Here is a 21861-nt window from a genome sequence, read left to right as displayed (position 1 = left end):
GCCCGGCGCTTCGGAGCCCGGCGCCGCGAAGCCGGTCCCGGCCCGAAGGCGGCGCGGGAGCGAAGGGTGCGCGGAGCCCCGCACGGGCGCGGGCGGGACGCCGGTCCGCCCCGGTCCGCAGTCCGCCCGGGTCAGGCCGCCAGGCCCAGCGCCGCCATCCGCTTGGTGTGGGCCTCGGTGATCCGGGAGAACATCCGGCCGACCTCCGCGAGATCGAAGCCGTCCGCCACCCCGCCCACCAGCATCGTGGACAGCGCGTCGCGCTCCGCGGCCACGCGCTGCGCCTGCGAGAGCGCCTCGCCCATCAGCCGTCGCGCCCAGAGCGCGAGCCGGCCGCCCACCCGGGGCTCCGCCTCGATCGCGGCCCGTACCTTCTCCACGGCGAAGTTGCCGTGCCCGGTGTCGTCGAGCACGGCCAGCACCAGCGCGCGGGTGTCACTGTCGAGCCGGGCGGCCACCTCCCGGTAGAAGTCGCTGGCGATCGAATCGCCGACGTACGCCTTGACCAGGCCCTCCAGCCAGTCCGAGGGCGCGGTCTGGCGGTGGAAGTCGGCGAACGCCTTGGCGAACGGCTCCATCGCGCCGTTCGGCTCCGCGTCGATCGCCCGGAGCTGGTCGCTCAACTGCTCGAAGTGGTGGAACTCCGCGGTGGCCATCTTCGCCAGCGCGGCCTTGTCGGCCAGGGTCGGCGCGAGCTTGGCGTCCTCGGCGAGGCGCTCGAACGCCGCCAGCTCGCCGTAGGCGAGCGCCCCGAGCAGGTCCACCACCGCGGCGCGGTACTGGGGCTCCGCGGAGGCCGTCGCCCAGTCCTGGGCGGCGATCCCGGTGTGTCGCACGTCATCGGGCCGGGAAGCGGACGCGGCGGCGGATTCCGCGGGGTCCGCGTCGGCGGCGGAGGGGGCGGCGTGATCGGGCGTCTCGTGGTCGGGCGTCTCCATGAAGCGCAGAATAGCCCGCCCACCGTGACCCGTAAGGGGCTGGTCAGACACCGATACGACACCGTTTCGAGGAATTCGCCCAACACACATGCACGATTCCGGGGTACAGTGATAATGCGCCTGCCGTTTACCGGCGGGCCATCGCAGTGTTGGTCCGGTGGGTTTCCGTTTACGGGAGGCCGCTGGACGAGCCCATGAGGATGCCCGGTCGGTGGCCCGATCGGCTCCGACCCGACAGCCCTCCGCGCGGACCGTGCGCACAGCAGCGTACGACCGGCGCAGAGGGGCCCCTCAGCGGCACGAGCGCTCGAAGCGACGGCAGTGGTCCCGCGCCATCCGGCCAATCCACGGCCGGCCGAGTACCAAGCGCGGTACGACCCCCAGCGTTCGCCTCGCGCCGCGTCTCACAGACAAGGCAGCACCCTGACTACTACTTTCCGAGAACTCGGAATCCTCCCCGAGACCGCCGAGGCCCTCGAAGCCGTCGGCATCGTTTCCCCGTTCCCCATCCAGGAGATGACACTCCCCGTCGCCCTTTCGGGGACCGACGTCATCGGCCAGGCGAAGACCGGCACCGGCAAGACGCTCGGCTTCGGCCTGCCGCTCCTGGAGCGCGTCACCGTCCCGGCGGACGTGGAGTCCGGCCGGGCCGGGCCCGACGACCTGACGAACGCGCCGCAGGCGCTCGTCGTCGTCCCCACCCGCGAGCTGTGCACGCAGGTCACCAATGACCTGCTGACGGCCGGCAAGGTGCGCAACGTCCGCGTCCTGGCGATCTACGGCGGCCGTGCCTACGAGCCGCAGGTCGAGGCCCTGAAGAAGGGCGTCGATGTGATTGTCGGCACACCGGGCCGGCTGCTCGACCTCGCGGGCCAGAAGAAGCTCGACCTCTCGCACGTGCGCGCCCTCGTCCTGGACGAGGCCGACGAGATGCTCGACCTGGGCTTCCTGCCGGACGTCGAGAAGATCATCCAGCTGCTGCCGGCCAAGCGCCAGACGATGCTGTTCTCCGCGACCATGCCGGGCGCGGTCATCGGCCTCGCCCGCCGTTACATGTCGCAGCCCACGCACATCAGCGCCACCTCGCCGGACGACGAGGGCGCGACCGTCGCCAACACGACGCAGCACGTCTACCGGGCCCACTCGATGGACAAGCCGGAGATGGTCGCGCGCATCCTCCAGGCCGAGGGCCGCGGGCTCGCGATGATCTTCTGCCGCACCAAGCGCACGGCCGCGGACATCGCCGACCAGCTCGCGCAGCGCGGCTTCGCCGCCGGCGCGGTCCACGGCGACCTGGGCCAGGGCGCGCGCGAGCAGGCCCTGCGGGCGTTCCGCAACGGCAAGGTGGACGTCCTGGTCTGCACCGACGTCGCCGCCCGGGGCATCGACGTCGAGGGCGTGACGCACGTCATCAACTACCAGTCGCCCGAGGAGGAGAAGACCTACCTCCACCGCATCGGGCGCACGGGCCGGGCGGGGGCGTCCGGTACGGCCGTCACGCTCGTGGACTGGGACGACATCCCGCGCTGGCAGCTGATCGACAAGGCGCTGGGCCTCGGTTTCCCGGACCCGCCGGAGACGTACTCGACCTCCCCGCACCTGTTCGAGGAGCTGCGCATCCCGGCCGGGACCAAGGGCGTCCTGCCGCGCGCCGAGCGCACCCGGGCCGGTCTGTCGGCCGAGCGGGTCGAGGACCTCGGTGAGACGGGCGGCCGGGGCCGCAGGTCCGCGGCCACCGCCGTACGGGAGGAACGCCCCGCCCCGACGCGTACGCCGCGCCGACGCCGCCGTACGCGCGGCGGTGCGCCGGTGGAATCCGACGGCGCGGTACAGCAGGACACGACGGTCTCCCCAGCGGAGGGGCCCAGCGCCACCGCCGTGGCGGCGTCGGAGAGCCAGGAGAGCGGCGTGGAGCAGGCCGACCGGCCGCGCACCCCGCGCCGCCGGCGCCGTACCCGCGCGGGTGCCGTCGCCCCTGCCGACGCGGCCGTGCCGGCCACGGAACTCGAGACGACCGGCGTGGAGAGCGTCGCCGCCGAGGCGGCGACCGCACCGGCGGCCCCGGTGGCCGAGGCCGAGGCCGAGGCGCCGGAGGCAGCGCCCGCGCCGCGCCGCCGCCGTACCCGCGCCGCGAAGCCGAGCGCCCGGACGGCAGAGGCGGCAGAGGCGGCAGAGGCGGCGCAGACGACCGAGACAGCCGGGACCGTCGTCGCGGAGGCCGCGGTCGTGACGCCGCCGGCCGACGAGGCGCCGGCCGAGGCGACCGCGCCGCGCCGCCGCCGTACGACCCGGGCCAGGAAGCCGAAGGCCGAGTCGGTGGAGGCCCCGGCCGGGACGGACAAGGCCGCCGAGGCGACGGTGGCGGCCGAGGCGACCGCCGGGGAGCCCGCCAAGCCCCGCCGTCGTACCCGCGCCACGAAGCCGAAGGCAGTGGCGGCCGAGGCGACCGCGCCCGGATCGGAGGCCGGAACCACGGCCGAGGCCGAGGCGCCGGAGGCCGCGCCCGCACCGCGTCGCCGTACGACCCGGAGCACCGCCCGTAAGGCCGCGCCCGCGGCCGAGGGCTGAGCCGCCCGCCGCGCCCGGCGCGGCACACCGCACGATGGCCCGGCGCCCCGCGAGGGGCGGCCGGGCCATCGGCGTACGAAGGCGGTGGGGACGAGGTCCCACCGGCGGACGTACGGTCCCGCCCCGGCCCGACGGCATCACGGGCACGCTCGCGCGACACCGCCCTGTCGGGCCGTGCGGCGGGGGCGAGCGGCCGGCCGGGCGATGCCGGTCCCCGGCGTCCCGGGCCGTCCGGCACGCTCTAACCTCGTCACATGAGCCGGCCACCCACCTTCGCCCCGCCCCCTTGCGCTCGCGTCCACGGCCTGTCGACCCGTCGCGGGCGGTTCGCCGTGCTCGACGCGCGACCGGCCGGGGAGCCCCAGGGGACCGTCCTGCTGCTGCCCGGGTTCACCGGCAGCAAGGAGGACTTCGTCGCGCTGCTGGAGCCGATCACCGAGGCGGGTTACCGGGCCGTCGCCGTGGACGGCCGCGGCCAGTACGAGACCGAGGGGCCGGACACCGAGGAGGCGTACGCCCAGGGCGAGCTGGCCGCCGACGTGCTGGCGCAGGCGGAGGCCCTCGACACCCGGGTCCACCTCCTCGGGCACTCGCTCGGCGGGCAGATCGCCCGGGCCGCCGTCCTGGTCGACCGTGCCCCGTTCCTCACGCTGACGCTGCTGTCCTCGGGGCCCGGCGCGATCTCCGAGACGCAGCGGCAGCGGGTCAGGGTGCTCAGCGACGCGCTCGCCACCCTCTCGATGGAGCAGGTGTGGTCGGCCATGCGCGCGCTCGACCCGCCCGAGGAGACCACGGTCGACGGCGCCGACCTGCGCAGGCGATGGCTGCTCACCAACCCGGCCCAGCTGATCGCCACCGGCCGCCAGCTGACCGTGGAGCCGGACCGGGTGGACGAACTGGCCGCCGTGGTCTCACTGCCCAAGCACGTGGTCTCGGGCGAGCAGGACGACACCTGGCCGCTGCCCCAGCTGGACTCGATGGCCCAGCGGCTCGGGGCCCGCAGGACGGTCGTCACGGGCGCCCAGCACTCGCCGAACACCGACCGGCCACGGGAGACCGCGGCGGCGCTGACGGACTTCTGGGACGGGCGTTACGGAGGCCACTGACCATGGCCCGCACGCACCGACCGCCCCGGTCCCGCCGACGAAACCGGTGAGCCGGTACCGGTCGTCAGAACCAGTCAGTCAGAACCAGTCGAGGTTGAGCAGCGTCGATCAGGGTTAATCACGGTTGATCAGAACTGTGCCTGGAGGTGCTGCCAGAAGCCGTCCCTGAGCGCGCGGCGCAGCATCGCGTGTCCTCGCAGGGACCGCTGGAGCAGTTTCTCCGCCTCGATCAGCAGGTCCTGGTCCACCGGCCCCGGCAGGTACGGATGGCCCGGCAGCAGTTCCGCCATCGCCTCGCTGCCGCGCTCCGCCAGCCAGGTCGCGGCGATCCGCGCGCCCACGAAGCGGACCTGCTCGCGGGAGGGCGGCGGCTCGCCCTCGTGCTCGTACGTCGTGACCGGGCGGCGCGTGACGTACGGCTTGCAGAAGTCGAGGTCGAAGGTGCGCTGGCTGTCGACCTCCCACAGCAGGGGCTCGGCCTGGTTGCGTCCCTCGCCGGCCTCGATGCCCCAGAGGTGGACCCGGGCCCCGTACCCCTGTGCGGCCTCGACGGCCGACACGAGGTCCTCGTCCCCGCCGATCAGGGCCGCGTCGCTGATGGCGCGGTGCCTGGCGAGGGATTCCAGGTCGGAGCGGATCAGCGAGTCGACGCCTTTCTGCTGGTTGTTGGCGTTCAGGTTGCCGAGTCTGACCTTGACGTCCGGGAGTTCGGCGATCGCCTGCTGTTCGGGGGTGTGGATCCGGCGCCTGGCGCCGTCGTACCAGTAGAGCCGGAGCAGCCGGCTGTCGGCGAAGATGACCCGCGCCTTGTCGATGAACGCCTCGATGAGCCCTTCGGCGTCCAGGTCGAACGAGCGCCGGTCCTCGGTGCCCGCGACCAGCAACCCGGCCGCGGCGTAGACATACCCGGCGTCGACGAAGACGGCATGCGTGGAAGGGGTCTTGGCGACCTCGGCCAGCATGCGCTGCAACAGCTCGTTGGTGCGCTCCAGACGGGCGTCCAAGCGGTCCTCGAGGCGGCGGGCGTCCAGGCGTGCCCGCGCGCCGGCGACGTCCTGGCTCGTCGCCGCGGGCTCCTCGGCCGGCGTGTCCGCAGGCGCCCACGCGCCGCTCTCGGCGCCGGCGCCCGGGCCGAGGTCGGTCTCCGGCTCGTTCCACTCGTTCATACGGGTCTCATTCTCGCTCACCACCACGGCCTACCCGCCAGTAATTAGTGATCTGAAAAATTTCCTTAGCGTAGGGAATGTTTGCAGAGGACAACCCGTTGTCCAGTCTGTGACTGGTGACGGGTCCGCCCGTCGGCCGCCAGTTCTCCAGCAGTTCTCCACCAGGAGGATCAGACGAAGGGAGAAGCCATGCGCTTCGAAATCATGCGACTCGACGACGTCGACGGCTCGGCCGTGGACAGCACCGTCGTGGACGCCGCCTCCGTCAACCGGATCGTGCAGCAGGCCGCCTCCATCGGCCAGCGCATCTACATCCGGCCGGCCGAAACCTCGGCCTCATAACAACGAGAGCACCAACGCCGACGAAGCGCCCCCGTACGGATCGGACCGTACGGGGGCGCACTGGCGTGAGGGGCGCACGACGGACCTGCTCACCGGCGCACGCGGGAGCCGCACTTACCGGCGCACGCCCGCGCCGACTTACCGGCGCACGCCCGCGCCGACTTACCGGTGCGCGCCCGCGCCGCGCACCGGCCGGGCGCCGGTGGCACGCCGGGCGATCTCCTCGTACACCTCCGGGTCCGTCGTGCACGCGCCGAGTTCCACGAACTTGCGGCTGCCGTGGTAGTCGCTGGAGCCGGTGGCCAGCAGCCCCAGCTCATCCGCCAGCGCCCGCAGCCGGGCGCGGGTCGGCGCGTCGTGGTCCATGTGGTCGACCTCGATACCGTCGAGGCCCGCGGCGGCGAGCCGCCCGACGGCCGACTCCGGCACGACCTCGCCGCGCGTGACCGCCTGCGGGTGGGCGAAGACGGTGACCCCGCCGGCGGCCTTGACCAGACGGATCGCCTCGAAGGGGTCGAGTTCGTGCTTCTCCGCGTAGGCCCGGCCGCCGGTCGCCAGCCACTCGGGCACGAAGGCGTCCGAGACGGTCTCGACCACGCCGAGTTCGACGAGCGCGGTGGCGATGTGCGGGCGGCCCAGGGAGGCGTCGCCCGCGATGCGCGTCACCTGCTCCCAGGTGATCGGCACGCCCAGCGCCTGGAGCTTGCCGACCATCGCGCGGGCGCGGGGCACCCGGTCGTCGCGCACCAGCTCCCGCTCCCGCAGGAACTCCGGTTCGAGCGGATCGAAGAGGTACGCCAGCATGTGCAGGCCGACGCCGTCGAGCCGGCACGAGAGCTCGGCTCCGGTGACGAGGGTGAGGTCGCGGTCGAGGTCCGCGAGCGCGGCCGTCGCCTCCGTGTGGCCGCGGGTGGAGTCGTGGTCGGTCAGCGCGACGACGTCGAGCCCGGCCGCGGCCGCGTTCAGGACCAGCTCGGCCGGGGTGTCCGTACCGTCCGAGGCCGTGGAGTGGGTGTGCAGGTCGATGCGCACGACGCGGGACTCCAAGGGCGTGAGCCGGACGGGTGACCGCTCAAGGATAACGGGGCCGGCCCGACAGCGTCGGGGCCGTCACCCCCTCCGGTCCGGCGCCCGGGACACGCGTACGGGGCGGCGCACCGGCCACCCGGACCGCCCGGCCGGCCCTGGACCGCCCGGCCACCCCCGGACCGCGCGGCGGCGCGTCAGGACAGCAGCCGCGGCGACAGCGCCCCGCACGGCAGCAGCTCCGCCTCGGCGCCCGCGTCCCGCAGGTCGGTCAGCACCAGCTCGTCGTACAGCACCACGCCCGCCCGCTCGGGCCAGACGATCGCCCACAGCCACAGCCCCAGCGCCTCCCCCACGAACACCGCGCGGTCCTGCGGCGCTTCCGGGACGAGCCAGAGCGGGGTCGGCCTGCCCGCCGCGAGCAGCTTGGTCTGCGGCGGCTCGTCCACCCGGATGCGCGCCCCCGGGTCGGGCCCCTCGATTCCCGCGTAGCGCGCGCCGAGGCCGACGCCGAGTTCCTCCGCGACCAGCAGCAGCTCCCCCATGCCGCCGAGCGGTCCGGGGCCGGAGCAGGCGACGACGGTCGCCCGGCCGCCGCTGCGGTCGTCGCCCGCGTACGCGACGCCGGTGAAAAGCCAGCCGACGGGCAGCGGCCAGGGCATCCAGACGGGGACCCGGGCGCGGTGCACCACCACGCTCAGGGCCTCGACGCTGGGCGGTATCACGGGCTGGAGCGGGTACACCGCCCCGTGGACGCCGCACTGCCAGGTGTCGGCGAAGAGACCGGGCGCCCTGACCCGGCCACCGCACTTCGGGCAACTGGGTTCGCCCCTCATAGCGCCCCACGGTCCTCCCCGGTCGTCGTCGCGTCAAGGACGATCACCCGTCCGGCCCGGCAGGCGACCGACGGCCGGCGCGAGCCGCCCCCACCCTCCATATAGATGTAGTTTGCATTTATTAGTGCGTCTAACTTATTGTCTGCGTATTACATCTATCGCCTGGGAGTAGAAGGGCCTCGTCTCATGCGCGGAGAAGATCCGTTCGACGACCGAGCCGGCGGCACACCCGGCGCACCCCCCGCTGCGGCGGGCGGCGGTCTGCTGCGCCAGCCGAAGGCCGTGTGGGCCACCGCCGGGGCCTCCGTCGTGGCCTTCATGGGCATCGGGCTGGTGGACCCGATCCTGCCGTCCATCGCCGAGGGCCTGGCGGCCACGCCCAGCCAGGTCTCGCTCCTGTTCACCTCGTACTTCCTGATCACCGCCGTCGCCATGCTGCTCACCGGCTGGATCTCCAGCCGGATCGGCGGGCGCGGGACGCTGCTCGCGGGCCTGGCGCTGGTCGTCGTCTTCGCCGGACTGTCCGGCACGTCCTCGTCGGTGGCGGAACTGGTCGGCTTCCGGGCGGGCTGGGGCCTCGGCAACGCCCTCTTCGTCTCGACCGCGCTGGCCGTGATCGTCGGGGCGGCGGCCGGGGGCAGCGCGGCGGCGATCCTGCTGTACGAGTCGGCGCTCGGCCTGGGCATGGCCTGCGGCCCGCTGCTCGGCGCCCTGCTCGGCGACGCGAGCTGGCGCTACCCGTTCTTCGGCACGGCGGCGCTGATGGCGATCGGCTTCCTCTGCGTCACCGTGTTCCTCAAGGAGCAGCCGAGGCCCGCGCGCCGGACCGGGCTGCTCGACCCGGTCAGGGCGCTCGGGCACGGCGGGCTGGCGTCGGCCGCGGCCTCGGCGTTCTTCTACAACTACGCGTTCTTCACGGTCCTGGCCTTCACCCCGTTCGTGCTGAACATGACCCCGTACCGGTCGGGCGCGGTCTTCTTCGCCTGGGGCGTGCTGCTCGCGCTGTTCTCCGTGCTGATCGCCCCGCGCCTCCAGAAGCGCTTCGGGTCGCTGAAGGTGCTCGGCGGCTCGCTGCTCCTGCTCGCGGCCGACCTGCTCGTGATCGGGTACGGGAACCACGCCGCCGCCGTCGCCGGCACGATCGTCTCGGGTGCCTTCATCGGCCTGAACAACACGGTCTTCACCGAACTGGCGCTGGGCGTCTCGGACGCGCCCCGGCCGGTGGCGAGCGCGGGCTACAACTTCGTGCGCTGGTTCGCGGCGGCGGCCGCGCCCTTCCTGGCCCCGAAGATCGAGGAGTGGACCGACGTCCACGTCCCGTTCGTGGTCGCGGCGGTGGCGGCGGTCGTGGGCGCGGCGATCGTCCGGGCCAGGCGCGGGTCCCTGACCCATGAGGCCGAGGAACTGCGCACGGTGCACGCCACCCAGGACAGCGTCTCGGTGTTCGCCGAACGCGCCTGACCGGCCGAGCCCGACGCCCCACGCCCCACGCGATACCTGACCCGACGCCCGGTCCGACGCCCGGCACGCCCTCCGACGGACGCGCGTCAGTCCAGCGGTACCGAGCGCCGTCGCGGGTCGCGCAGGTCCGTGCCGTGCGCGAGCCACCGCTCCTGGAGCTCCCGCGCGCCCCTGACCCGCTTCCACGCCGCCTCGTTGCCGGTCATCGGCAGCAGCGGCAGGAACCGTACGGGCTCCAGCGGGGCGTCGAGCTCCAGGTCCGGCACCAGCCCGCCGGGCTCCCCGACGAGTACGGAGCCGAAGGGCGCCCCGGGCCACAGCGGCTCCCCGAGGTCGAGCGAGCCGCCCGGCGCCACGATCACGCCCTCGACCTGCGGCGAGGCGGCCAGAACCGCCAGCGGGCGCAGCACCCGGTCCGTGTCGACGGCCCCCGCGCGCAACGAGAGCACCAGTTCGGCGCGCGGTCCCCTCACCGGGTCGGCGAGGACGGCCGAGGGATCCGTCATCGGCCGCGCGGACATCCCGAGTGTGGCGTAACGCACCACGGGCGCCGCGGGCGCGGTCCCCGCGGCCTCGGAGACATCAGAGGTCTCCAGGAACCGCAGCACCTCGATGCGGTCCGTGCCCAGGAAGGTCACCGCCGCGCGCGCGTCCGGCTCGCCCAGGGCGGTACGCAACCGGTTCTCGACCAGAGCAAGAATTTCTGACATGCGGCGAGCATAGATCTCCTGAGAATTGGGCAAGAGGACAGATTGACCTTGGGCAGCTGATAGTGTTGGGCGCCCGGTCGGGACGGCACGCAGAAGCGTCCCTTCCAGTCCCGACGAACACGTCATCCCCTACGGGGGACCGGCCGGAGGAGGTGGGGCTGCGGTGGATCGAAGTCACCCGGCCAGTACCAACAGCTCTTCCGCACGCCGTCGCCATTTCGCGGTTCTCTCGGGTTTCGTGGTTCTCGCGGTCTGACGGCCGACCTCGACCCGGTCGGCGGTCCGGTCCCCGGCCCACGGCAGCTCGCACGGCGGAAGAGCGCGTATCCCGTTCGCATCATTCGCGCCACTCGCTTTGTTCGCGTTTTCCCGCCTTTCTGCAGCGAACGCCGTCACCGCGTACCGGCGGTGCCGCCCGCTTTGCGGACGTGACGTACGGACCACGTCCCCATTCCGGGCTGTGCCACGCCTCGCTGACGGCCTCTTTGTGAAGGAGCCCGCCATGTCGATGATCCGTGACCTGCGCGCAGCTGTCCGCCCCTCCCTGCGCAAGAACACCTCCGGCGCGTACGAGAAGTACGACGCGACCCGCGACCCGTCGGCGTCGAGCGCCGTGGTCGACTGCGCGGTCTACCGCGGGGGCCGCCGCCTCACCGAGCAGTCCTGTCTCACCCCGCGCGAGGCGATGCTCCGGGTCCGGGAGGGCGGCGGCTTCGCCTGGATCGGTCTGCACGAGCCGACCGAGGAGGAGTTCGCGGGCATCGCGGCCGAGTTCGGGCTGCACCCGCTGGCCGTGGAGGACGCGGTGCACGCGCACCAGCGGCCCAAGCTCGAGCGGTACGACGACACGCTGTTCACCGTCTTCAAGACCATCCACTACGTGGAGCACGCGGAGCTGACCGCGACCAGCGAGGTCGTCGAGACCGGTGAGGTCATGTGCTTCACCGGCCGGGATTTCGTGATCACCGTCCGGCACGGCGGCAAGGGGTCGCTGCGCGCCCTGCGGCACCGGCTGGAGGAGGACGTCGATCTGCTCGCCAAGGGGCCCTCGGCCGTGCTGCACTCGATCTCCGACCATGTCGTCGACGGGTACATCGCGGTGGCCTCGGCCGTGCAGGACGACATCGACGAGGTCGAGATCGATGTGTTCTCCGCGCCCACGAAGGGCAGCCCCCGGGGCTCGGACGCGGGCCGGATCTACCAGCTCAAGCGGGAGGTGCTGGAGTTCAAGCGGGCCGTCTCCCCACTGCTGCGGCCCATGCAGCTGCTGAGCGAACGGCCGATGCGGCTGATCGACCCGGACATCCAGAAGTACTTCCGGGACGTGGCGGACCACCTGGCGCGGGTGCACGAGCAGGTCATCGGCTTCGACGAACTGCTGAACTCGATCCTCCAGGCGAACCTGGCCCAGGCGACCGTCGCGCAGAACGAGGACATGCGCAAGATCACCTCCTGGGCCGCGATCGTGGCCGTGCCGACGGCCGTGTGCGGGATCTACGGCATGAACTTCGACCACATGCCGGAGCTGCACTGGCGCTACGGCTACCCGATGGTGCTCGGCGCGATCGGGCTGCTCTGTCTGACGATCCACCGCACGTTGAAGCGCAACGGCTGGCTCTGAACGCGGGCGGGTGCGGCCCGGGGCGTGGCGGCGCGAGCCGCCTCCACGCCCCCGGCCGGTCCCGCCGTACCTGTCAGTTCAGGGCCCGGAAGCCCGGCAGGCCGGCCCCCACCGGCGTGCCGCTGCCCCTGATGTCGGGGTAGAACAGCAGGTCCCCGGCGGAGTTGGTCGCCCAGAGGGCGGGCTTGCCGTCGCCCAGCGCGTCCGGGACGGCGGTGAGCAGCGGACGGTTGGCGGCGGTCCATCCCGTGCCGATCCGGGTGCGGTCCGCCACGGCACCGAGGCCCTCGCCGTGCGGGCCCGTACCGGCGTGCAGGTACATTTCGCCGGTGGTCCTCTGGCGGGAGATCAGGTCCACGTGACCGTTGCCGGTGGTGTCGCCCGGCGCCGCGAGGTCGACGTCCGCCCAGCCGCCGTCACCGATCAGGACCGGCGGCTGGTCGATGTAGTCGTCCAGGTAGTAGACGCTGTCGTCGAGATAGCCGGACGGTGAGCCGAAGTAGAGCCAGAGCTGGTCCCCCTGCTTGACCAGCAGGTCCGGGTAGCCGGGGCGGTCATCGGGGCCGATCACGCCGTCGCCGTCGAGATCCAGCGGGCCGTCGGCGTCACCGATGGCGAGGATCTGGGTGGCGCCCTGCCAGTGGTCGTTCTCCGGGTCCCAGACGCGCAGTTCACGACTGCCGGCCTCGTCCGCGGCGCCCGCGCCGTCGTTGGGGTGGACCCAGAGGCGGTCGAGCCCGCGGGCCGCGTCCGGGGACAGGGTGATCAGGTCCTCGTAGCCGTCTTCGGTCCAGTCGCCGCGCCGGGTCGTCCGCGCGTCCAGGTAGCGGCCGGCCGCCGAGGCCGCGCGGTCGGCCTTCACGGCCTTGCCCGTGCCGTCGCCGAAGTACCGCTGGAGGGTGCCCGCGGCGTCGACCGCCCACAGGTCGGCGTGGCCGTCGCCGTTGAGGTCGCCCGCCTTGTCCGCGGTCCGGCTGCCGTTGGCGTAGAAGAGGTAGGCGCGCGTGTCGGAACGGTTGCCCGCCCGGTCCAGGCCGCGTACGTAGAGCTGGTGCGCGCCCGCCTTGGTGGGCGTCAGCTCGATGGTCACGCCGCCGCCGAGCGCCTCGGGGGCGCGGTGGGTGACGGTCGGGTCGATCGTGGACCAGAACTCGTACGAGGCGATGTCGGTGGCGTCGCCGGGCCCGACCGCGAAGGTGCCCTTCGTGCGGACGGAGCCCGTCCCCACGGGCCAGCCGGCCGTACCGTCCGGGAACTGCGCGGAGGTCACGGACGGGGGTGTGCTGGGCCGGTCGGGGAGGTAGACGAACCGGCAGCCCGGGGCGCCGGCCGTCGGGTTCCAGTCGCTGGTCAGGGAACCGTCGCTCGCCTGGGCCTTCCAGGAGAAGTTCCCGTCGGCCGTGGCGACGTGCGGCTTGAGCACCGACTTGGGGACGGTGACCCGGGCGACCGCGCCCGAGGTGACGGAGACTGTCTGATTGACGATCAGGACCCCGCCGGGGTCGGCGCCGGGGTGGTGGCCGGTCGCCCACAGGTGGAAGGTGACCTTGACCGTGCCGCCGTCGGGGTCCTGGGCCCTGGCCGTCAGCTGGACGTCCGTGTCGCCGATGAAGCCGTACGGGGCGGTGTCGCCGCAGCCCGCGCCGTTCTTGGTGCTGGGCACGGTGTCCAGGTCGGACGGCACCTTCGGCGGGGTGTTGTACTCGGTGGAGAGCACGGCCGTCGAGGCGTCGAACTTCTTCCAGCCGTACGTGTCCGTCTCACTCGCCCGGAGACTGAGCGTCATGGTGGGCCAGTTGGCGGCCGCCGCCTTCGCCGCGTTGCCCTTGACGCCGAACTCCAGGTTGCCCGCGGGGCAGCCGGACCCCCAGCCCTTGGCGTCGGTCACGGTGGCGAGCAGTCCCCCGAGGGCCGGCTGCTTGTTCCAGGTGGTCGACGAGCTGATCGGGTTGGAGGCGTACAGGTACACCGGCTTCTTGGTGCAGGACCAGGAGTGGGTGTTCTTGATCCGGAACGTGGAGTTCACGACGGTCTTGCCCGAGAGGTTCCGGGTGTCCATGGTGAAGTAGGAGAACCAGGTCCCGCCGGTGTCCGACTCGTGGCCGACCCGCGCGATGTTGTCCGACTTGTTCCAGTAGCTGGTGGTCGGGTAACTCTTCGCGACCGAGGTCCAGTTGTTGCGCCCGCCGGAGACGTACGGGTCGATGTGCACCGGGAAGACCGTGTCGGGCGCGGTGAGCAGCCCCTGGTCCGGTGTCAGTCTCAGCGCGCCGCCCTCGACGACCGCCGGGACCGCGGCCTCCTTGGCGCCGACGGCCGCGACGAACCCCTCCTCCTCGATGGCGGCGGGCCGGGCGCTCCGGGGCGCGGCGAGCGCGGCACCGACCGAGGCGGCGCCCTTCGGCGCGGCCGTCGCGGCGACTCCGGAGCTGTCCCACATGACCGGGGTCGGCGCGGCGAACACGTTCCGCCCGGCCGGGTCGACGGCGGTGAGATTGCCGGCGCCGTCGGTGCGGGCCGTGACCCCGTCGGTCTTCATCGGGAAGGCCAGCCGCTCCAGCCGGGGATCGGCGGCGGCCTCACGGTTCTTGACGACCAGGAGCTGCTGAAAGCCGTTCACGCTCGCCCGGAGCTTGAGGTCGACCCCCGGGAAGACCTCGGGGTAGACGGCGGTGTCGCCTTCGAGCCGCGGCTCCGGCAGCGTGCCCCGCCAGTCCAGGGTCATGCCGCGCCCGTCGCGCTCGATCCTCGCCATCGGATCGTCGCCGCCGCCGGAGAACGCCAGGCCGACCGAGGCCGCCCGGGGCCGTACGGTGCCGTCGGCGCCGCGTACCAGCGTGGGGTCGGCGCTCACCAGCCGGCCCCGCTGGCGGACCCGGATCGGGACGACGTGGGTCTCCTTGGTGAAGGTGCCCGACGGGTTGGCGAAGGTGGTGGAGTACTCGCTCCGCTCGGCCACCACCTCGACCCGTTCACCGCTCTCCGCCGCGCGCGCCAGGGCGCGTTCGGCCGCCGTCGGCTCCGGCGCGGTCTCACGGGTGTCCGCCACCGCGGTGGGCCCACCGGTCAGCGGGAGGGCGGCGGCCGCCAGCGCGACGGCGACGGCACGGGCCGCCCAGCGGCGCGGACCGGGTCTCCCCCGGCGCGGGAGTCGTTGGGTTCTCAAGACGTTTCCTCCCCGACGCTTCGCCGGGTCGCCCCCACTGAGCGGCGTCCCCCGAAGCCCGAAAACCTTGTGAATGAACGGTGGCTGGATTCAGACGGGGGAACACAACGCAAACCGACCGGCGCATCTACCCGGCATGCCCTGTCAATTCAGGCATTCCGTTTGTGCAGATACCCCGGCAGCGATCCAACTTCCCCCTGTCCAGCCGACTTTACACGTTCCATCAACACCCCATGAGCACGTACTCTTCACAGCTGGTTGCAACTTCACTACTTAGGGGGAAGCGTGAAGGACCCTTCCGGCCACGCCGTGAGACGCGCGCACGGCGCGCGATACCGACGCCGAAGAAGATGGACAAAGGTGACTTCTGTTATCACCTCGTCCATACTTCTCGGTGGATTCCTGAGCGCCGAGACCGCCTTCGCGGTCGGCGGAAAGCTCTCTCTGCGGGACATCGACCGCACCGATCCCGTCCCGGTCACTCCGGTCGGCACGGAACGCCCCGGCGGCCGGGACGACGCCGCGCGGGACTCGCGCAAGGCCGCGCCCGGCGTCACCTGGCCCGCCGCCGGCACGGCGGAGGTCCGGCTCGACGGCAGCGGGAACACGCCACAGCGGGCGGGGAAGCTGCCGGTACGGATCGGCCGGACCGAGACCGGTCCCACCGACAAGGCCCGTACGGCAGCGGGCCGTTCCGACGGCACCGGCGAACCCGACGGCGGAGGCCGGTCCGACGGCACCGGCCGCGCCAAGGACGCCGGCCGTTCCGGCGCGTCCGGACGGGCCGCCGCGCCCGCGGCCGCCCAGGTCCAGGTCCTGGACCGGAAGGCCGCCGACCGTCTCGGCATCGACGGCGTCCTGCTCGCCGTACGCGCGAAGGACGGCGGCGAGGACGCCTCCGTGCGGGTCTCCCTCGACTACTCGAAGTTCGAGCACGCCTTCGGCGCCGGCTGGGCCTCCCGGCTCTCCCTGGTCCGACTGCCGTCCTGCGCGCTGGAATCCGCCGGGACCGAGGACTGCGGCGCCGGCACGCCGCTCACCACCGATAACGACGCGAAGGCCAGGACGCTGACGGCGGACGTACCCGTCGACGCCACGGCCGGCGGGTCCGAGGCCGAGGCCGGCGCGTCCGACGCGCCGGTACGGCCCGCGGCGCGCGGCGCGCGCTCGCTCACCGGACTCGCCGCGGGCTCCGGCGTCACCCTGCTGGCGGCGACGGCCGGCCCGTCCGGCTCCTCCGGCGACTACAAGGCCACCCCGCTCAGCCCTTCCGGCAACTGGGTGGCCGGTGACTCCTCCGGCACCTTCGGCTGGGCGTACGAGATCCAGACCCCGGAGGTCCCGGGCGGTCTGGAGCCGGAGCTGAACCTCGGCTACTCCTCCCAGTCGCTGGACGGCCGCACGGCGGCCACCAACAACCAGGCCAACGCCATCGGTGACGGCTGGGCGCTGACGGAGAACTACATCGAGCGCCGCTACCTCCCGTGCAACGACGACATGACGAACGGCAACAACAAGGCCAAGAACGGCGATCTGTGCTACGGCCCGGAGAACGCCACCATGTCGCTCGACGGCCAGTCCCACGAGCTGGTGCGGGACGACAAGACCGGCACCTGGAAGCTCAAGGACGACGACGGCACCCGGATCGAACTGCTCGCCGACACCGCCCGCGGCAACGGTGACAACGATGGCGAGCACTGGCGCGTCACCACGACCGACGGCACGCAGTACCACTTCGGCTACAACCGGCTGCCCGGCTGGTCGTCGGGCAAGGCGGAGACCAACTCCACCTGGACCGTGCCGGTGTACGGCAACCAGAGCGGCGAGCCCTGCTACAAGAGCGCCTTCGCCGACTCCTGGTGCCAGCAGGCGTGGCGCTGGAACCTCGACTACGTCGTCGACACCAACGCCAACGCCACGGCGTACTACTACAACGCCGAGAAGAATCGTTACGGCCGCAATGTCTCCGCGACCACCGGCCTCGGCACCCCGACCGAGTACACCCGGGGCGGCCACCCCGACCGCATCGAGTACGGTCTGCGCTCCGACAACCTGTACGCGGCCGACGCCGCCGCGGCGAAGGTCGGGTTCACGGTCGCCGAGCGGTGCCTGCCCGACGCCTCCTTCGACTGCGCCCCGGCGAAGATGACCACGGCCAACGCCAAGCGCTGGCCCGACGTCCCGGTCGACCAGGAGTGCAAGGCGGGCGAGGACTGCAAGAACCGGATCGCGCCCACCTTCTGGACCACCAAGCGGCTGACGAGGATCACCACCACGGTGCTCTCCGGATCCGGCGCCGGCGCCTCCTACCAGCCGGTCGACTCCTGGGAGTTCCGCCACGAGCTGCCCGACCCGGGCGACGGTTCCCCCGCCTCCCTGTGGCTGGCGGGCATCACCCGGACCGGCCACACGGGCGGCAGCCCACAGGCCCTGCCCGAGATCACCTTCAAGGGCACGCAGCTGGCCAACCGCGTGGACAGCACCGGTGACGGCATCCCGCCGCTGGTCCGCTACCGCGTGGGCCAGATCGACACCGAGACCGGCGGCTCCCTCGGGATCACCTACTCCGCCCCCGACTGCGCCCCCGGCTCCCTGCCCGCCGAGACCTCCAACACCCGGCGCTGCTACCCGGTCTACTGGTCCTCCGCGGACTCCCCCGCAGCCGACTACAAGCCGGTGAAGGACTGGTTCCACAAGTACGTCGTCACCCGGGTCCTGGAGAACGACCTGGTCGGCGGTTCGCCCACCGAGCAGACCGACTACACGTACGTGGGCGGCGCGGCCTGGGCGAAGAGCGAGGACGAGTTCACCAAGGCCGAGCACCGCACGTACAGCGACTACCGGGGCTACGGCGAGGTCCGTACCCAGGACGGGAACGGCGTCGACGGCCCGAAGCTGGACAGCCGCACCCGCTACTTCCGCGGCATCGCGGGCGCCAAGGTCGCCGACTTCGAGGGCAACGAGGTCGCCGACCACGCGTCCTTCCAGGCCATGGAGCGCGCCGAGATCACCTACAACGGCGCGGAGGTGGTCTCCGAGGAGACCTCCACCCCGTGGCGCTCGGCGGTCACGGCCACCCGGGCCCGCCCCGGGCTGCCCGCGCTGGAGTCGGACATGACCGGCGTACAGCAGGAGACCACACGTAGCCCGGCCAAGGGCGGCGGCTGGCAGCGCACGAAGACGGAGCGGACCTTCGACGCGTACGGCATGGTCGTCACCGAGACCGACCACGGCGACACGTCGAAGACCGGCGACGAGACCTGCGACACCACCACCTACGCCCGGAACACGGCGGCCAACATCCTGGAGCTGGAGGCCACGGAGAAGAGCACGGCCGGCACCTGCGCCGCGCCGGGCGAGCCGATCTCCGAGAACCGCAGCTACTACGACGGCTCCACCACCCTGGGCGCGGCCCCGACGAAGGGCAACGCCACCCGCGAGGACGAGAACGACGCGGAGGGCACGGGCTTCTTCACCGCGGCGCGCACCACGTACGACCTCTACGGGCGCCCGCTCGCGGTGACGGACTCGCAGAACCGGACGATGACCACGGAGTACGTCCCTGCCACGGGCACACCGACGTCCATCGTCACCACCAACCCGCTCGGTCACACCCTGACCACGGAGATCGACCCGCGGCGCGGGGTGCCGGCCGCCGAGGTGGACGCCAACGGCAAGCGGACCGAGCTGGGGTACGACGCGCTCGGCCGGCTGACCGGCATCTGGGAGCCCGGCCGCACCAAGGCCAGGTTCCCCGACCACCCCGACGCCGGCTACTCCTACCGGATCTCGACCACGGAGCCGCCCGTCGTCACCACGCGCGAGCTGCGCGGGGACGGGTCCACGGAGACGAGTCACGAGATCTACGACGGTCTGCTGCGCGAACGCCAGACCCAGGTCCCCTCGCTCAGCGGCACCGGCCGGGTGCTGACCGAGACCCTGTACGACTCGCGCGGACTGGAGTGGAAGTCGTACGACGACTACTACGCCACCGGCGACCCGGAGCCGAAGCTGGTGGCCGGCGACGACACCAAGGCCCCGGCCGCGGTCCGTACGGTGTACGACGCCGCCGGGCGCCCCACCGACGCCATCGCCCTGAAGTACGGCACGGAGACACGCCGGACGAGGACGGTGTACGACGGCAACCACACCACGCTGATCCCCCCGAAGGGCGGGACGGCGAGCACCACGGTCACGGACCCGCAGGACCGGCCGGTGGAGGTCGTCGAGTACACGAACGAGGCGCGCACCGCCTCGCAGTCCATCACGTACGCCTATGACGAGCGGGGCCTGCTGAAGACGGTCACCGACCCGGAAGGCAACGTACGGAAGTTCGAGTACGACGGGCGTGGCCGGGAGACCCGCGCCGACGACCCCGACAGCGGCACGCTGCGCACGTCGTACGACTCGCTGGACCGGCCGGTGTCCACGACGGACGCCCGGGGCGTGACCCTGACCGCCGGCTACGACGAACTGGGCCGCAGGACCTCGCTCCGCGAGGGCGACAAGGTCCTGTCCGAGTGGACGTACGACACGGTCGCCAAGGGCGAGATCAGTGAGTCGCGGCGGTACGTGGACGGCCACGCCTACGCCCAGAGGATCACCGGATACACGGACGACTACCTCCCCACCAAGGTGGAGGTCACCGTCCCCGAGTCGGAGGGCGCCCTCGCCGGCACCTACTCCATCGGCTACGCCTACGACCCGTACACCGGCCTGCCGACGGCGGTCAACCAGCCGCCGCTCGGAGGCATGCCGGCCGAGCGCGTGGTCACCCGCTACGGCGCGGACGACCAGGCGCAGGGCCTGACGGCGGGCGCCCGGATCCTGGTGAACTCGTCCACGTACGACCCGTTCGGACGACCCCTGCGGACCGAGTACAACGATGCGGCCCGGCGCCTGTACCGGACCGCGTCGTACGACGAGCACACCGGTGAGCTGCTGCGCACGACGACCGACCGCACGGCGGCGCCGAGCCGGGTGGACGACACCACGTACGGCTACGACGCGGCGGGCAACGTCACCCGGATCACCACCGTGACCGGCCAGGACGCCGCGAAGCAGACGGACACGCAGTGCTTCACCATGGACGCCCTCCAGCGGCTCACCGAGGCGTGGACGTCCAGGGAGGACTGCGCGGCGGCCCCCGACCCGTCGAACGTCGGCGGGCCGAAGCCGTACTGGCTGTCGTACAGCTATGACGCGCTGGGCAACCGGACGAAGGAGGTCCGCCACGACGTCGGCTCGGCGGGCACCGCGGGCCCGGCCGCCGCGGTCGGCACGGCCGGCGCGGCGGGCGACGGCCCCGGGGACGCGGTCCGTACGTACGCCTACGGGAAGCCGGACGGCGCCAAGCCGGCCGCGGTGACCTCGGTGCGCACGGAGCGGGACGGCGTCACGACGAGCACGGACACGTTCGGCTACGACGCGATGGGCAACACGACCACGCGCAAGACGGACGGCCGGGACCAGACGCTGGTCTGGGACGCGGAGAACCAGCTCGTGAAGGTCCAGGAGGCGGGCCGCGCGGACGTCGAGTACGTCTACGACGCCGATGGCGGCCGGCTGCTCAGGAAGGACCTGACCGGGACGACGCTGTACCTGCCGGGCGGCAACGAACTGCTGCTCCAGCCGGACGGCAAGAAGACGGGCACGCGCTACTACGACTTCGACGGCGAGACGGTCGCCGCGCGGACGGGCGGCACGGTCCAGTTCCTCTTCGACGACCACCACGGAACGGCGTCGACCGCGATCGACGCCACCACCCAGGACGTGCTGTACCGCTCGACGGCCCCGTTCGGCGAGGAGCGCGGCTCCCCGTCGGCGAGCCCGGTCACCTGGCCGGTCGACCAGGGATTCGTGGGCGGCACGAAGGACAGCACGGGCCTGACCCAACTGGGCGCCCGCGCCTACGACCCGAAGCTCGGCCGGTTCCTGAGCGTCGACCCGATGACCGACCTCGGCGAGTCGCAGCGCATGAACGCGTACGCGTACGCCAACAACAACCCGGCGACCTTCTCCGACCCGGACGGCCTGTTCTGGGGCAAGATCAAGAAGGCCGTCAAGAAGGCCGCGAAGAAGGTCACCAAGACGGTCAAGAAGGTCGCCAAGAAGGCCAAGAAGGTCGTCAAGAAGGCGGTCAAGAAGGTCGTCAAGACCGTGAAGAAGGTGGTGAAGAAGGCCACCAAGGTGGTGAAACGGGCGGTCAAGAAGGTCGCCCGGGTGACAAAGAAGGTCATCAAACGCGCCACGTACACGGTCAAGAAATACGCGAAGAAGACCTACCGGGCGGTGAAGAAGACCTACCGGGCGACCAAGTCGGTGGTCAAACGCGCGGGCAGCAAGGTCGCGTCGGCCACCAAACGGGTCGCGAAGGCGACGGCGAGCGGGGTGAAGTCCGCGGCGAAACAGGTCACGCTGCACAGGGTGGCCAAGGTGCTGGGGCATGTGAGCACGATCACCGGCACTGCTGCGGGGCTTTTTGCGATGGTCCCGGTGCTCGCGCCGGCAGCCGCCACGTTCGGCGCGATCTCAGCGGCTACCGGAGTCGCCTCCGCCGGCGCCTACGCCCTCGACGGGGACAAGTCCGCCGCGGTCAGCCAGCTGGCCGGCACGGCCGCGGCCGTGATGCTCGGCGGGGCCGGCTCGACGGTCCGCCTCATCAGGGGCAGCGGCGCCGTCGCCCGAGGGGCACGTACCGCGCTCAGCGACGGACTCGCCGGCGTCGGCGGCAAGTTGATGCAATCGGGCGGCAAGCTCGAAAAGGGGGTCGGAGCGGCATCCATCGGCCTGCACACGACAGCGGCCAACGTGGGCGGCTGGATCGGCCTCCGGGATGACGCGAGGAGCGTTATGGCACGCTGACCCGACACCGGACGGTCGGGGAGGGAGCTCGTTTCCTCCCCGACCGTCCGGCCACCG

The 21861-nt window shown here is 72.3% G+C and carries 12 protein-coding genes; 6 read left to right on the top strand and 6 right to left on the bottom strand.

Translation table 11 applies throughout. The features are described 5' to 3' along the window. Nucleotides 1–131: 131 nt before the first annotated feature. On the bottom strand, nucleotides 132–938 hold the full coding sequence (locus tag IG02_RS0130045) for a ferritin-like fold-containing protein (protein ID WP_199814111.1): 807 nt from the start codon (nucleotides 936–938) through the stop codon (nucleotides 132–134). A gap of 516 nt (nucleotides 939–1454) precedes the next feature. Here IG02_RS0130045 and IG02_RS0130040 point away from each other — a divergent pair. Both IG02_RS0130040 and IG02_RS0130035 read left to right on the top strand, forming a co-directional pair. Next, the gene (locus tag IG02_RS0130040) at nucleotides 1455–3506 is read left to right on the top strand and encodes a DEAD/DEAH box helicase (protein WP_030754847.1); all 2052 of its coding nucleotides are present in this window, start codon (nucleotides 1455–1457) and stop codon (nucleotides 3504–3506) included. Between the two features lie 254 nt (nucleotides 3507–3760). After that, a complete protein-coding gene (locus tag IG02_RS0130035) occupies nucleotides 3761–4612 on the top strand; it encodes an alpha/beta fold hydrolase (protein WP_030754845.1) in 852 nt (283 codons plus the stop codon). Nucleotides 4613–4740: 128 nt separating this feature from the next. Here IG02_RS0130035 and IG02_RS0130030 read toward each other — a convergent pair whose 3' ends face one another. After that, on the bottom strand, nucleotides 4741–5574 hold the full coding sequence (locus IG02_RS0130030; RefSeq protein ID WP_234314965.1) for an NYN domain-containing protein: 834 nt from the start codon (nucleotides 5572–5574) through the stop codon (nucleotides 4741–4743). 393 nt (nucleotides 5575–5967) lie between these two features. Between IG02_RS0130030 and IG02_RS42305 the strand changes: the two genes are divergently transcribed. Then, nucleotides 5968–6120, top strand: coding sequence for a hypothetical protein (locus IG02_RS42305; RefSeq protein WP_199814110.1), 153 nt, complete (start codon nucleotides 5968–5970; stop codon nucleotides 6118–6120). 162 nt (nucleotides 6121–6282) lie between these two features. Here the strand turns inward: IG02_RS42305 and IG02_RS0130020 are convergent, their stop codons facing one another. Beyond that, the gene (locus IG02_RS0130020) at nucleotides 6283–7152 is read right to left on the bottom strand and encodes a PHP domain-containing protein (RefSeq protein ID WP_030754841.1); all 870 of its coding nucleotides are present in this window, start codon (nucleotides 7150–7152) and stop codon (nucleotides 6283–6285) included. 191 nt (nucleotides 7153–7343) lie between these two features. Continuing rightward, nucleotides 7344–7982 carry a DUF6758 family protein gene (locus IG02_RS0130015; protein WP_030754839.1) on the bottom strand — a complete coding sequence of 213 codons (639 nt, stop codon included), beginning with the start codon at nucleotides 7980–7982 and terminating at the stop codon, nucleotides 7344–7346. A 186-nt stretch (nucleotides 7983–8168) separates the two neighbouring features. On the opposite strand from IG02_RS0130015, the gene IG02_RS0130010 reads away from it, so the two are divergent. Continuing rightward, the gene (locus IG02_RS0130010) at nucleotides 8169–9443 is read left to right on the top strand and encodes an MFS transporter (protein ID WP_030754837.1); all 1275 of its coding nucleotides are present in this window, start codon (nucleotides 8169–8171) and stop codon (nucleotides 9441–9443) included. A gap of 86 nt (nucleotides 9444–9529) precedes the next feature. Here IG02_RS0130010 and IG02_RS0130005 read toward each other — a convergent pair whose 3' ends face one another. Next, nucleotides 9530–10153: a suppressor of fused domain protein gene (locus IG02_RS0130005; RefSeq protein WP_030754835.1), complete on the bottom strand. Its 624-nt coding sequence runs from the start codon at nucleotides 10151–10153 to the stop codon at nucleotides 9530–9532. 502 nt (nucleotides 10154–10655) lie between these two features. Here IG02_RS0130005 and IG02_RS0130000 point away from each other — a divergent pair. Continuing rightward, nucleotides 10656–11774 carry a magnesium and cobalt transport protein CorA gene (locus IG02_RS0130000; RefSeq protein WP_030754833.1) on the top strand — a complete coding sequence of 373 codons (1119 nt, stop codon included), beginning with the start codon at nucleotides 10656–10658 and terminating at the stop codon, nucleotides 11772–11774. A gap of 73 nt (nucleotides 11775–11847) precedes the next feature. Here IG02_RS0130000 and IG02_RS0129995 read toward each other — a convergent pair whose 3' ends face one another. After that, nucleotides 11848–14940 carry an FG-GAP-like repeat-containing protein gene (locus tag IG02_RS0129995; RefSeq protein ID WP_051765899.1) on the bottom strand — a complete coding sequence of 1031 codons (3093 nt, stop codon included), beginning with the start codon at nucleotides 14938–14940 and terminating at the stop codon, nucleotides 11848–11850. Nucleotides 14941–15300: 360 nt separating this feature from the next. On the opposite strand from IG02_RS0129995, the gene IG02_RS0129990 reads away from it, so the two are divergent. Further along, complete coding sequence (locus IG02_RS0129990; protein WP_051765897.1) at nucleotides 15301–21804, top strand: RHS repeat-associated core domain-containing protein; 6504 nt, start codon at nucleotides 15301–15303, stop codon at nucleotides 21802–21804. Nucleotides 21805–21861 lie beyond the last annotated feature (57 nt).

It is taken from the genome of Streptomyces sp. NRRL F-5135 (assembly GCF_000719775.1).
In the GTDB taxonomy this organism is placed as follows: domain Bacteria; phylum Actinomycetota; class Actinomycetes; order Streptomycetales; family Streptomycetaceae; genus Streptomyces; species Streptomyces hebeiensis.
The sequence above is the reverse complement of the archived record's forward strand: the minus strand, read 5'-3'. Positions and strand labels throughout refer to the sequence as shown.